Origin of the sequence: Desulfacinum infernum DSM 9756, assembly GCF_900129305.1 — a bacterium.
Classification (GTDB): Bacteria; Desulfobacterota; Syntrophobacteria; order Syntrophobacterales; family DSM-9756; genus Desulfacinum; species Desulfacinum infernum.
The window spans coordinates 38,128-51,004 of the sequence record NZ_FQVB01000024.1; the positions used below are offsets into that span (position 1 = coordinate 38,128).

Annotated in this window: 12 protein-coding genes; 9 read left to right on the forward strand and 3 right to left on the reverse strand. The window is 63.3% G+C overall.

The features are described from left to right. Positions 1–54 precede the first annotated feature (54 nt). The 5 genes from BUB04_RS12305 (at position 55) to BUB04_RS12325 (ending at position 4,448) form a co-directional block, all read left to right on the forward strand. A complete protein-coding gene (locus tag BUB04_RS12305) occupies positions 55–1,011 on the forward strand; it encodes an ABC transporter permease (RefSeq protein WP_073039929.1) in 957 nt (318 codons plus the stop codon). Positions 1,012–1,030: 19 nt separating this feature from the next. Next, a complete protein-coding gene (locus BUB04_RS12310; RefSeq protein WP_073039931.1) occupies positions 1,031–1,855 on the forward strand; it encodes an ABC transporter permease in 825 nt (274 codons plus the stop codon). Positions 1,856–1,876: 21 nt separating this feature from the next. Then, complete coding sequence (locus tag BUB04_RS12315; RefSeq protein ID WP_084076455.1) at positions 1,877–3,562, forward strand: ABC transporter ATP-binding protein; 1,686 nt, start codon at positions 1,877–1,879, stop codon at positions 3,560–3,562. A gap of 252 nt (positions 3,563–3,814) precedes the next feature. After that, positions 3,815–4,054: an AbrB/MazE/SpoVT family DNA-binding domain-containing protein gene (locus tag BUB04_RS12320; RefSeq protein ID WP_073039933.1), complete on the forward strand. Its 240-nt coding sequence runs from the start codon at positions 3,815–3,817 to the stop codon at positions 4,052–4,054. Then, on the forward strand, positions 4,047–4,448 hold the full coding sequence (locus tag BUB04_RS12325) for a type II toxin-antitoxin system VapC family toxin (RefSeq protein ID WP_178371982.1): 402 nt from the start codon (positions 4,047–4,049) through the stop codon (positions 4,446–4,448). The genes BUB04_RS12320 and BUB04_RS12325 overlap by 8 nt, the downstream gene beginning before the upstream one ends. 165 nt (positions 4,449–4,613) lie before the next feature. On the opposite strand, the gene purB is transcribed toward BUB04_RS12325, so the two are convergent. The 3 genes from purB to BUB04_RS12340 all read right to left on the reverse strand — a co-directional run bounded on the left by purB (position 4,614) and on the right by BUB04_RS12340 (position 8,139). Next, on the reverse strand, positions 4,614–5,909 hold the full coding sequence (gene purB / locus BUB04_RS12330; RefSeq protein ID WP_073039937.1) for an adenylosuccinate lyase: 1,296 nt from the start codon (positions 5,907–5,909) through the stop codon (positions 4,614–4,616). A 200-nt stretch (positions 5,910–6,109) separates the two neighbouring features. Next, positions 6,110–6,766, reverse strand: coding sequence for a potassium channel family protein (locus BUB04_RS12335; RefSeq protein WP_073039940.1), 657 nt, complete (start codon positions 6,764–6,766; stop codon positions 6,110–6,112). Positions 6,767–6,777: 11 nt separating this feature from the next. Further along, positions 6,778–8,139, reverse strand: coding sequence for a TrkH family potassium uptake protein (locus BUB04_RS12340; protein ID WP_073039942.1), 1,362 nt, complete (start codon positions 8,137–8,139; stop codon positions 6,778–6,780). 184 nt (positions 8,140–8,323) lie between these two features. Between BUB04_RS12340 and sfsA the strand changes: the two genes are divergently transcribed. The 4 genes from sfsA (at position 8,324) to sdhA (ending at position 12,877) form a co-directional block, all read left to right on the forward strand. After that, positions 8,324–9,049, forward strand: coding sequence for a DNA/RNA nuclease SfsA (sfsA, locus tag BUB04_RS12345; protein ID WP_073039944.1), 726 nt, complete (start codon positions 8,324–8,326; stop codon positions 9,047–9,049). Positions 9,050–9,203: 154 nt separating this feature from the next. After that, a complete protein-coding gene (gene eno / locus BUB04_RS12350) occupies positions 9,204–10,484 on the forward strand; it encodes a phosphopyruvate hydratase (protein WP_073039947.1) in 1,281 nt (426 codons plus the stop codon). Continuing rightward, a complete protein-coding gene (gene coaE / locus BUB04_RS12355; protein WP_084076456.1) occupies positions 10,456–11,169 on the forward strand; it encodes a dephospho-CoA kinase in 714 nt (237 codons plus the stop codon). Before eno ends, coaE begins: the two co-directional genes overlap by 29 nt. Next, entirely contained in the window at positions 11,153–12,877 is a 1,725-nt protein-coding gene (gene sdhA / locus BUB04_RS12360; RefSeq protein ID WP_143156471.1) for a succinate dehydrogenase flavoprotein subunit, read from the forward strand. The genes coaE and sdhA overlap by 17 nt, the downstream gene beginning before the upstream one ends.

The window sequence follows — 12,877 nt, forward strand, 5'->3', positions numbered from 1 at the left end:
CCCAACGGGGCAACCATGGCCGTCAAAAAAGTTTGATGAGATCGCCGGAGAACCATGAGTCCACTTAAAGAATTGATTTTCAAACGCATTGCTTTTGGCGCCTTGACCCTGGCCGTCATTTCCGTGCTCATCTTCGTAGGCGTGGAACTGCTCCCGGGCGATCTGGCGGAGGCCGTCTTGGGACAAAACGCTACGCCGGAGACGGTGGCGGCTTTTCGAAAAGAGCTCAAGTTGGATCTGCCCGCGCACGAGCGTTACCTGGCCTGGCTTTCCGATTTTGTTCGGGGGGACTTCGGCAATTCCCTTTCCAACGGTCGGCCCATCGCCGGCCTCATCGGATGGCGTTTCGCCAACTCGCTCTTTCTGGCGGCCACGGCGGCGGCCGTGGCGGTTCCCCTTTCCATCCTTCTGGGGATCCTGGCCGCGCTCTACCGAAACAGCCTTTTCGACCGCACGATTTCCATGGTCACCTTGACCATGATCTCGTTTCCCGAATTTTTCATCGCCTACATCCTGATAGCGATCCTTTCGGCCGAGCTGGGGCTCTTTCCCAGCATTTCGAACATCAACGACCAGATGCCCCTGTGGGAGAAGCTTTACGCGGTGTTTCTGCCGTGCGCCACCCTGACTATGGTGGTGACCGCGCACATGATGCGCCAGACCCGGGCGTCCATCATCAACATCCTGGGCGCTCCCTTCATCGAGATGGCCAAACTGAAGGGCCTGAAGCGCCTCCGGGTGGTGGTGGTTCACGCCTTTCCCAACGCCCTGTCTCCGGTCATCAACGTGGTGGCGCTGAACCTGGCCTACTTGGTGGTGGGCGTGGTGATCGTGGAGGTGGTCTTCGTCTATCCCGGACTGGGACAACTCCTGGTGGATTCTGTGTCCAAGCGGGACATCCCCGTGGTGCAGGCGGCGGGACTCATCTTTGCCACCACCTATGTGCTGCTCAATCTGCTGGCGGACGTTCTTGCGATCATCAGCAACCCGCGACTCCGAAATCCGAAGTAGAGATAGGGATAGTTGAAGAATGGCTTTCTGGAACTTGGTACGACGGTCACCGTGGAGTGCTCGAATCGGTCTGGCGATCATCGCCCTCAATGTCTTTGCCGCGATCTTTGCACCGCTCATCGCTCCCTACGGGGAGACGGAAATCGTCGGGGACGTGTGGGCCCCCAAGAGCGCTGACCATCTGTTGGGAACGGACCAGCTGGGGCGGGATCTGCTGACCCGGTTGATCTACGGAGCTCGAAACACCATCGCTCTCGCCTTCGTCACCACGGCGCTCTCTTTTCTCGTGGGATCGTTATGCGGTTTCTTCGCTGCCACCCTGGGCGGCTGGGTCGATATGCTCCTGAGCCGGATCATGGACATCATCATGGCCTTTCCCACCCTGATTTTCGCTCTCATGGTGCTTTCCGTGGTGGGCACGTCCATTCCGGCCATGATCGTGGTCATTGCGCTTCTCGATTCCACGCGCGTCTTCCGCCTGTCCCGGGCGGTGGCCATGGACATCGAGGTGATGGAATTTGTGGAGGCCGCCCGGCTGAGAGGGGAGGGGATCTGGTGGATCATGCGCCACGAGATCCTTCCCAACGCCATGCCGCCGCTGGTGGCGGAATTCGGGCTGCGTTTCTGTTTCGTCTTTCTTTTCGTGGCGTCGCTGAGCTTTCTGGGGCTGGGAATTCAACCGCCCACGGCCGACTGGGGGAGCATGGTCCGCGAAAACGCCGGCGCCATCACCTTCGGCATCTTCATCCCCCTGTGGCCCGCTGCGGCCATCGCGCTCCTCACCGTGGGGGTGAACCTGGTGGTGGACTGGTTCCTCCACATGGCCAGCGGCCTGAAAGAATAAAACCTGATACTTGGAGGACATATGAGTCATCTACTGGAAATGAAAAACGTGGTGATCGAAGGGCTTTCCGGAAGGCGATGGCAGCCGATCGTCAAGGGAGTGGATCTGCATCTCAACCGAGGGGAAGTGCTGGGCCTCATAGGGGAATCCGGGGCGGGCAAGTCCACCTTAGGGCTGGCCTCCATGGCCTATACCCGCGGGGGATGCCGCATCGCTTCGGGTTCCATCGTCTTTGACGGCAAGGATTTGACCAAGGCGTCCCGGTCCGAGCTGCGTAATATCCGGGGAGTCCGCATCGCCTACGTGGCCCAGAGCGCGGCGGCTTCCTTCAATCCGGCCCACACGCTCCTCAAGCAATGCGTGGAGGTTCCGGTGCAGCACGGGCTGATGAGCTACCAGGAGGCCGCGGAGAAGGCCGTGGACACTTACCGGCGCCTGCTGCTGCCCGATCCCGAAAACATCGGCTACCGTTACCCGCACCAGGTTTCCGGCGGCCAGCTCCAGCGGGCCATGGTGGCCATGGCCATGGCCTGTCAGCCGGACATCATTGTCTTCGACGAGCCCACCACGGCCCTGGACGTAACCACCCAGATCGAGGTGCTCACCGCCATCAAGGAGATCACCCGCCAGTTCCGAACGGCCGCCATCTACATCTCCCATGATTTGGCGGTGGTGGCCCAGCTGGCGGACCGGATCATGGTGTTGCGCGACGGGGAGCTGGTGGAGGAGGGCGAGACCCGGCAGATGCTGGCCAATCCCCAGGAGGAGTACACCCGGGCGCTCCTTTCCGTGCGAAAGACGAGGAGGCCTTCCAACGCCCACGCACTGAAAGACGACGTGCTTCTGGAAGTCCGCGGCGTTTCGGCCAGCTATGGGCAAGGCGTGGAGGTGCTCCAGGATATCAACGTGAAGGTCAAGCGCAAGACCACGGTGGCCGTGGTGGGGGAATCGGGAAGCGGCAAGAGCACGCTGGCCCGGGTCGTCACGGGCCTGCTCCCGCCGCTCAAGGGCACCATCGTCTTCGACGGCGAGGAACTGCCGGCGGACCTCAAGGCCCGCGATCGGGAAAGCCTGAGGCGCCTTCAGATGATCTACCAGATGCCGGACACGGCCCTGAATCCCAGGCAGAAGCTGCGCACCGTCCTGGGCCGCCCGCTGGAGTTCTACTTCGGCATGAAGGGCAAGGAGCAGGAAGACCGGATCATCGAGCTTCTCGATATGGTGGAGCTGCCCCCGGAATACATCGACCGCTACCCCACGGAGCTTTCCGGCGGGGAGAAGCAGCGGGTGTGCATCGCCCGGGCCCTGGCGGCACAGCCGGATCTCGTCATCTGTGACGAGGTGACCTCGGCCCTGGACCCCTTGGTCGCCGAAGGCGTCCTGGAGCTGCTCCAGAAGCTTCAGGACCGGTTCGGGATGTCCTACCTCTTCATCACCCACGACCTGGCCACGGTGAAGGCCATCGCCGACGAGATCGTGGTCATGTGGCAGGGGCGCATCGTGGAACAAGGGGTCAAGGAAGAGGTCCTCACCCCGCCCCACCACGAATACACGGAGCTGCTGCTCTCGTCGGTCCCCGAGATGGATCCGGACTGGTTGGACAACCTGCTGGCGCGAAGGGCCCGCAAGCGAGCCCGCAGGCGCCCGGACGGCGGCCCCGGAAGGCCCATGCGCCAGCCCGCCCCCGCCGCGTCGTACAACCGCTGAATGAGGAGTGTATCCAAGTCTTGGCGTCTTGGTGCGAGGCTTTTTTCACCTCGCGCCAAGGCACCAAGAAAAGCCCTTCCATATCATCTTTCCCCGGATCCTCCCAGCGCCTCCGCGAGAGCCCCTCTCCTTGCGTTGACCTCCCGCACGGTTTACGATAGACACAAGTAAGATCGGAATGAAAGGTAAACCAAGGGACACCATCGGTTTTATTTCGGCTCAACCTGAGTCCAACAGGCGGGGAGTGCAAAGATGCTGGCGGCGAAAATCTCGTCCAAGGGGCAGATCGTGATCCCCAAGGAAGTCCGGGAGCGGCTGAAGATCGACCCCGGCACCTACTTCCGTGTCCGCATCGAAAAGGACGAGATCATCCTGACCCCCTTGAAGGCGACTCCCCTGGAGCGGCTGTACCATCGATACGCGGGGGAAGGCATTCTGGAGGAACTGGAGAAGGAACATGCCAACGAGATCTCCGGAGAAAATCGTGCTTGATGCCTGGGCTTTGCTGGCCTTGGTGTTCGGGGAGGAACCGGCGGCGAGCACGGTGAAGGAGATCTTCGAAAAAGAGGATGCTTCCAGGTCCCATGTTCACATGTCATGGGTCAACCTGGGAGAGGTCTACTACATGTTGGGCCGGAAGAAAGGCACGAACACGGCCGACGAGGTCTTGAAAGACATCCAAATGCTTCCCTTGACCCTTCACGTGCCCTCCAAGGCGGACATCCTGGCTGCCGCAAGGATCAAGGCGAACCACCGGCTGTCTTATGCCGACGCCTTTGCCGTCTCTCTGGCCGAAAAGACGGGAGGGGTCCTTTTTACCGGTGACCCTGAAATCCTCGCCTTGAGCGGCATCTTCAGGGTGAGACGGCTTTCAAGAGGCGTCTGATGGTTCGTCCATCCCTCCCGGTTCGAAAAGCCGATCCACGCAAGGATCAGGTCTCTTTCCCACTTGCGCTTTGCGGTGCGCCCTCTCGAAAGAGCGGATCGCCGAGATGGAGGCGGTTTGGGAACCGCCTCTGTCCACCGGAGCGCGGCCGAAATCGGCAGGAACTCACTCCCCGAAGACCTGCCGGAAGATGGTGTCCACGTGCTTCAGGTGGTAGCCCAGGTCGAAGAGCCCTTCCAGTTCGCTTTCGCTCAGATGGGCCGTGACCTCCGGGTCCGCCTTGAGCCGTTCCTTCAGATGCCCGCCTTCGTTCCAGACGGCCATGGCGTTTCGCTGCACCAGCCGGTAGGCGTCCTCCCGGGTGAGGCCCTTGCCCACCAGGGCCAGCAGAACCCGCTGGGAGTAGAGAAGTCCTCCGGTGATTTCCATGTTCCGGCGCATGTTTTCCGGATAGGCCGTCAGCTTGTCCAGGACCCTCGTCAGCCGGTTGAGCATGTAGTCCAGCAGGATGGTGGAGTCCGGGCCGATGATCCGTTCCACCGAAGAATGGCTGATGTCCCTTTCGTGCCACAGGGCCACGTTTTCCATGGCCGCCAGGGCGTTTCCGCGAAGCACCCGGGCCAGGCCCGATAGGTTTTCCGAGGCGATGGGGTTCCTTTTGTGGGGCATGGCCGACGAACCCTTCTGGCCCGGAGCGAAATATTCCTCCGCTTCCCGCACTTCCGTACGCTGGAGATGCCGGATCTCCACGGCGATCTTTTCGATGCTCGCTCCGATGATGGCCAGGGTCGTAAAAAATTCGGCGTACCGGTCCCTTTGGATCACCTGGGTGCTGATGGGAGCCGGCTTCAGCCCGAGCCTTTCGCAAACCCGCCTTTCGATTTCCGGATCGATGTTGGCGTAGGTGCCCACGGCCCCCGAGATCTTTCCCACCCGCATGGTTTCCGCCGCCCGTTCCAGGCGGGCGCGGTTTCGCTGCATCTCGGCGTACCACAGCGCCCACTTGAGGCCGAAGGTCACGGGTTCGGCGTGGATGCCGTGGGAGCGGCCCATCATGACCGTGTCCTTGAATTCGAAGGCGCGGCGCTTGAGGACCTCCAGCAGGCGATCCATGTCCTCCAGGAGCAGTTTCGAGGCTTCCTTGAAAAGGAGGGCGTTGGCCGTGTCCAGGACGTCCGAGGACGTGAGCCCTTCATGGATGAATCGGCTGGCCGGCCCCACGTGCTCCGCCACGCAGGTGAGAAAGGCGATGACGTCGTGCTGGGTCTCCCGCTCGATCTCGTCGATCCGCTCCACGGTGAAGGCCGCCTTCCGGCGGATTTCGTCCATGGCCTCCGGCGGAATCTCCCCCCGCTCGGCCCGGGCCTCGCACACCGCCAGTTCCACGTCCAGCCACTTGCGATACTTGTTTTCCTGGGTCCAGATGCGTCCCATCTCGGGGCGCGTGTAGCGTTCGATCATCTTCTCCGTTCCTTTCTCTTTCCAGTCGGCGGGCTCTCGGCTCCGTCCCTGGAGGCCGTCTGAGAACTCCCCCACCCGTCACTCCCGCGCAAGCGGGAGTCCCTATGTTGCCGGAAATTACTCCTCCGCAGCCCTGAAGGGTTGCGCTACGGGAAAAGCGGTCATCCCCGGCATTGTCGGACAGGCTCCGCGGGCCCGGGTCACTCCAACTTGGCCAGTTGCTGGATCGCCTCGTTGGGGCCCAGCAGGATGAGGATGTCCCCCTGGCGCACGGTGAAATCCGCCTTGGGAATGAAGATAAGCTTCTGGCTTCGGCCGTCGCGGACGGCCAGAACCTGGGTTTCGAACCGGTTGATCAGGTCCAGCTGTTTGAGGCTCTTGCCCACGAAGCTGGCCGGGGGCTCCAGCTCGAAGATGCTGTACTCTTCGATAAAAGGCAGGTACTCTAGCATGTTCGGCGTGGTGATCCGGCGTGCCAGGCTGAGGGCCAGATCCTTTTCGGGGAAAAGGATCTGATCGGCGCCCACGCGCCTCAGGATCCGCTCGTGCTCTTCGCTCAGGGCCTTGGCGTACACGTCCCGCACCCCGATCTCCTTGAGGAGAAAGGTGGACAGGATGCTGGCCAGCATATTGGTGCCGATGGTCACCACGGCCAGGTCCACCTGGTCCACGCCCAGGTCCCTGAGGGTGTCCTTGTCCGTGGCGTCGGCCACCACGGCCACGGCGATGTCGTTTTTCGCCTTCTGCACCACGTCCTTTCGAACGTCCAGGCCCAGCACGTCGAAGCCGCGCTCCGAAAGCTCCTTTCCCAGGTAGTAGCCGAAGTTTCCCAGGCCGATAATGGCCACCCTCTTCATGGATCGTCCTTTCAGCCGATCATGACCGGTTCTTCCGCGTATTCGTAGATGCTCCGGCGCTCCCTGGGCTGGATGGCCATGGCGATGACCAACGGCCCCAGGCGCCCCGTGAACATCAGGCTGATAATGATGCATTTGCCCCAGAAGCTCAAGGTCGGGGTGGCCCCCATGCTCAAGCCCACCGTGCCGAAGGCCGACGTGGCCTCGAAGAGGATCTCCAGAAACCGTCCCCGGCTTTCCATGTAAGGCACTTGGCCCAGTTCCGACCAGAGCAGGAAGGCCGTGCCCAGGAGCACCACCACCACGCTCAGAACGAAGACGGAAAAGGCGCGCCGCAGGGTTTCGTCCGGAACCGATCGTTTGAAGGCGTGTACGCAGGGGCTTCCCCCCAGCCGGGAGCGGCTGAGAGCGGCCAGCACCGCCACGGTGGTGGTCTTGATGCCGCCCCCCGTGGACCCGGGCGAGGCTCCGATGAACATGAGCACCAGGGTGGCCAGGAGCGTTTCGTTGTTCATGGCGGTGAAATCGAGGGAGTTGAATCCGGCCGTTCGGGTGGTGACCGACTGGAAGAAGGAGGCCAGCAGCTTGGTTTGGAAGGGCAGGTGGGCCAGGGTGTCCGACCATTCGCTCAGCAGGAAGAGCAGGGTTCCGGCCGCCAGCAGGGCGCCCGTGGTGGAAAGGGACAGCTTGGTGTGGAGCGACAGCAGCCTCCAGCGCTTCCGCTTACGGAGGGCGAAGGCCGCCTCGTGGAGCACCAGGAAGCCGATGCCGCCCACGATGATCAGGACGGCCATGGTGAGATTCACCGGGACGTCGCTTCGAAACCCGGTCAGGGAGTCGGAAAAGAGGGAAAACCCGGCGTTGCAGAAGGCGCTCACGCTGTGGAACACGGCCAGGTACAAGGCCCGGAGTTCCGGATACCGGTGGGAAAATCGGGTGAAAAGGACCAGGGCTCCGGCCGCTTCGAACAGGAGGGTGAAGACGATGATGTTTCGGAGCAGGTGCGGCAGGTGGGCGCTGGGGCCGTGGGTGTAGGTGTCCTGCAGGAGCATCCGGGAGCGGAAGGAGATCCTGCGGCCCAGGGCCATGAGAAACACGGTGGAAAGGAGCATGATGCCCAGACCGCCCACCTGGATGAGGGCCAAAAGGACCCCCTGTCCCCACACCGTGAACTGGGTGCCGATGTCGTAGAGGCTCAATCCGGTGACGCACGTGGCCGAGGTGGCCATGAAGAGGGCGTCGATCCAGGGAAGGCGCGCCCCGTCTGCCATGGGAAAAGCCTTGAGAGCCGAGGCCCCCAGCACGATGATGAAAAGAAATCCTGCGACGGGAAGCAAGGGCGGCGGCAGGCGCCGGATCCAAGGTCCGTTCATGAGCTCCCTCCCTGCGGGTGAACGAAGCCGTCTTATAGCACGGAGGCTTTCCCGCTGACAAACGGGCGCGGCTGGACACCGGCGTCCAGGGACTGTGCGGATTGACCCGCAAGGGGCGGGGACCTATAATGCATGCATACGTGTGCGAAAAGACGGGATCGAACCGGAGAAAGCATCAACAGCGATGAAACAGAACCCGCTTGGGGATGTGTGCGTCTCTTTTTCCGAGCCCTTGGAAAAGGGCTTTTTTATCCGACGCTACAAGAGATTTCTGGCCGACGTGCGACTGGAAGACGGCCGCCGGGTGACCGTTCACTGCCCCAATTCCGGCTCCATGAAGGGGTGTTTGGAGGAGGGAGCGCCCGTTCGACTCACTCCGGCGCCACCCGGAACCAATCGCAAGACCGCCTACACCTGGGAGATGATCCAGATCCACGGCGGCTGGGTGGGCATCAACACCGGCATTCCCAACCAGCTGGCCGCCTTGGCCGCGGAACTCCGCGCCCTGCCGGTTTTCGGCGACAGGGTGGAAGTGCACCGGGAGGTGCCGGCGGGTAACCACAGCCGCCTGGACCTTTTGGTGGAAACGGAGCGGGAACCGCTCTGGGTGGAGGTGAAGAACGTCACGCTGGTGGAGGACGGGGCGGCGCTCTTTCCGGACGCCGTGACCAGCCGGGGAGCCAGGCACCTGGAGGTGCTGGTGGACAAGGTCCGTCAAGGGCACCGGGCCGCCATGATTTACGTGGTGCAGCGCGGGGATGCGGATCGGTTCGCTCCGGCCGAGGTCATCGATCCGGTCTATGCCGAGCGCTACCGCTGGGCCGTGAACCAGGGGGTGCAGGTGGTGGCGGTGCAGGCCAGGGTGAGTCCGGAACGGATCTGCCTGGAGCGGGTTCTCCCCGCAGAGTGACGCGGCTCGTTTGAAAGGGAGCCGCCGATGAACGCGGGTGGAGGGACGGATGGAACTCGATAGAACGGCAAGGTAGGGGCGGGGTGGATGCCCGCCCGGTGACGGTACGGTCTAAAAGAAGCGAGCAACCGGACACGGAAGGAGGCGAGGGGCCATGAGTGAGATCATCGAGGTACGGGCGCGGGAGATCCTGGATTCCCGGGGGAACCCCACGGTGGAGGCCGACGTTTTTCTGGAAACGGGGGTCATGGGCCGGGCGGCGGTTCCGTCCGGTGCGTCCACGGGATCCAGGGAAGCCTTGGAACTTCGAGACGGCGACGACAAGCGCTACCTGGGCAAAGGGGTTCTCAACGCGGTTCGAAACGTGAACGATGAGATCGCCCCCAAGATCGTGGGGATGGACGCCCAGGACCAGGTGGCCCTGGACCGGTTCATGATCGCTCTGGACGGCACGGAGAACAAGAGCCGTCTGGGAGCCAACGCCATCCTGGCGGTCAGCATGGCCGTGGCCAAGGCGGCCGCGGAGGAGGCGGAACTGCCCCTCTACCGCTACCTGGGCGGCGTGGCGGCCCACATCCTGCCCGTTCCCATGATGAACGTCCTGAACGGAGGCGCCCATGCCGACAACAACCTGGACATCCAGGAGTTCATGATCGTGCCGTCGGGAGCGCCCACCTTCAGGGGAGCTCTTCGCATGGGGGCGGAGATCTTCCACACCCTCAAGAAGGTGCTCAAGGCCCAGAAGCTCAACACGGCCGTGGGCGACGAGGGGGGATTCGCGCCCAGCCTGAAGTCCAACGAAGAAGCCCTGGAACTCCTCATGGACGCCATCAAGGCGGCCGGATACGTGCCGGGAGAGGATGTGTTCATCGCCTTGGACGCCGCGGCCAGCGAATTCTACGAAGACGGCCGCTACGTGTTGAAGGCCGAAAAACAGCCGGAAAAGTCCGCTGAAGAGCTGGTGGCCCTCTACGAAGACTGGGCCGGCCGCTATCCCATCATCTCCATCGAAGACGGCATGGCGGAAGGCGACTGGGACGGCTGGAAGCTCATGACCCAGCGGCTGGGCGGCCGGATCCAGATCGTGGGAGACGACGTTTTCGTCACCAACACCAAGATCCTGGCCCGGGGCATCGAGGAGGGCGTGGCCAACGCCATCCTGATCAAGCTCAACCAGATCGGCACGGTGACGGAGACCTTCGAGGCCATTTCCATGGCCGCCAAGGCGGGCTACCGCGCCGTGATTTCCCACCGTTCCGGCGAAACGGAAGACACCACCATCTCGGATCTGGCCGTGGCGGCGGGCATGGGCCAGATCAAGACGGGATCCTTGTGCCGGACGGACCGGGTGGCCAAGTACAACCAACTGCTGCGCATCGAGGAGGAGCTGGGGGACGCGGCCCGGTATGCCGGAACGGAAGTCTTCAGACGATAGTCGGGTTGGAAACGATACCGGGCGTGTTCGGCACCTCCGGGCGCGCCGGATCGCCCTGACGGGAGGCATCGCCAGCGGAAAGAGCACCGTGGCCCGCATGCTGGAAGCCAAGGGCGCCCGCGTGCTGGACGCGGACCGGGCGGCCCGGCGGGCCGTGGAGCCCGGAAAGCCCGCCTGGCGGCGGCTCCGGGAGTTCCTGCCGGCGGATTACTTCCTGTCCGACTCCGGGGAGCTGGACCGCCGGAGGCTCCGTCGGGCGATTCTGGAAGACGACGATCTCCGGCGGCGAGTGAACGAAGCGATCCACCCCCACGTTCTTCAGGAGATGGAGGAGGCGTGGGACCGTTCGGTTCAAGCCGACCCTCACAGGCCGGTCCTTTTCGATATCCCCCTGCTGTACGAAGCCGGATTGGAGTCCTCCTTCGATTGCGTCCTCCTGGTTTATGCCCATCCGGAAGTGCAAATCCGGAGGCTTTGCGCCCGGGACGGCGTCACCCGCGAGGAAGCGGAAAAGACCTTGAGGATTCAACTTCCCATTCAACACAAGAAGGCCTGGGCGGACCTGGTCATCGACAATTCCCACGATCTCGAAAACACCCGTCGTCAGGTGGACGAGGTGTGGCGAAAACTCACGACGGGTTTCCCGGAAAAGAGGATGATCCATGGCGATCCGACACAAGCATGACGTGGTCATCGTGGGCTCGGGGCTGGCGGGGCTTCGCGCGGCGGTGGAGGCGGCGGGCCGGTGCGACGTGGCCCTGGTGAGCAAGGTCTTTCCCACCCGGTCCCATTCCGGGGCCGCCCAGGGGGGCATTGCCGCGTCCTTGGGGAACGAGGAGCCCGATTCCTGGGAATGGCACATGTTCGACACGGTGAAGGGGGGGGACTACCTGACGGATCAGGACGCGGCGGAGGTCCTGGCCCGGGACGCCCCGCGGGCCATCTATGAACTGGAACACATGGGCGTTCCCTTCAACCGCAATCCGGACGGCACCATCGCCCAGCGGGCCTTCGGCGGGCACACCCGGAACTTCGGGGAGGCGCCGGTGAAACGCGCCTGTTATGCGGCTGACCGCACGGGCCGCGTCATCCTGGACACCCTCTACGGACAGAGCGTTCAGAAGGGCATCCGGGTCTATCCCGAGCTGTCCGTCATGGACCTGGTGGTCACGGACGGTGCCGTCCGCGGCGTGGTGGCCTACGAATGGGCCACGGGCGAACTCCATCTTTTCCACGCCAAGGCGGTCCTGGTGGCCACGGGCGGCTTCGGCAAGGTCTTCAAGACCACCTCCAACTGCTTCGCCAATACGGGGGACGGAGCCCACATGGTCTTTCGCCACGGCTTTCCCCTTCAGGACATGGAGTTCATCCAGTTCCATCCCACCGGCATTTACGGGCTGGGGGTGCTCATCAGCGAAGCGGCCCGGGGCGAAGGCGGGATCCTCAGGAACCGGGACGGCGAGCGGTTCATGGAGCGCTACGCCCCCACCATCAAGGACCTGGCGGCCCGGGACGTGGTATCCCGCGCCATCATGAGCGAAGTCCGGGAAGGACGAGGCATCGGCGGCCGCGATTTCGTCCATCTGGACCTCACCCACCTGGGAAAGGACCGGTTGGAAGAACGCCTTTCCGACATCTCCTCCTTCGTGCGCATCTACCTGGGGATCGACCCGGCGACCCAGCCCATCCCGGTACAGCCCACCTGCCACTACATGATGGGAGGCATCCCCACGGACGTGGACGGACGGGTGCTGGACGCGGCCGGGAATCCCGTGCCGGGCCTCTACGCCGCCGGGGAATGCGCCTGCGTGTCGGTGCACGGGGCCAACCGGTTGGGCTGCAACTCCCTGCTGGACCTGGTGGTCTTCGGGCGGCGCACGGGACGGCGCATCCTAGAGGACGTTTCCGATCTGTCGTTCACGGAGGCGGGCGGGGAGGCTCTGGAAGCGTGCCGCGAAAGGATCGGGAGGCTCAAGGAGCGCCGCTCCGGGGAGCGGGCGGCCCGGCTTCGCCAGAGGATGCAGCAGGAGATGATGGAGCATTGCGGCGTCTACCGGACCGCCCGGGGCCTGGAGAAGGCGTTGGGCCTCATCCGGGGGCTTCAGGAGGAGTGCCGAACCCGGCTGGTTCTGGACTACAAGGGAGACCGGTACAACACCGACCTCATGGAGGCGCTGGAGCTGGAGTCGCTCCTGGGTCTGGCGGAAGTGATGCTCCTGGCCGCTCAAAAGCGCACGGAAAGCCGCGGGGCTCATTATCGCGAGGATTTTCCGGAACGGGACGATGCCGCCTGGCTGTGCCACTCCCTGGTCTATCGCGACGGGGACCGGGTGCGCTACGCCACCAGACCCGTTTCCATCACGCGCTTCCAACCCAAGCCGAGGGTGTACTGA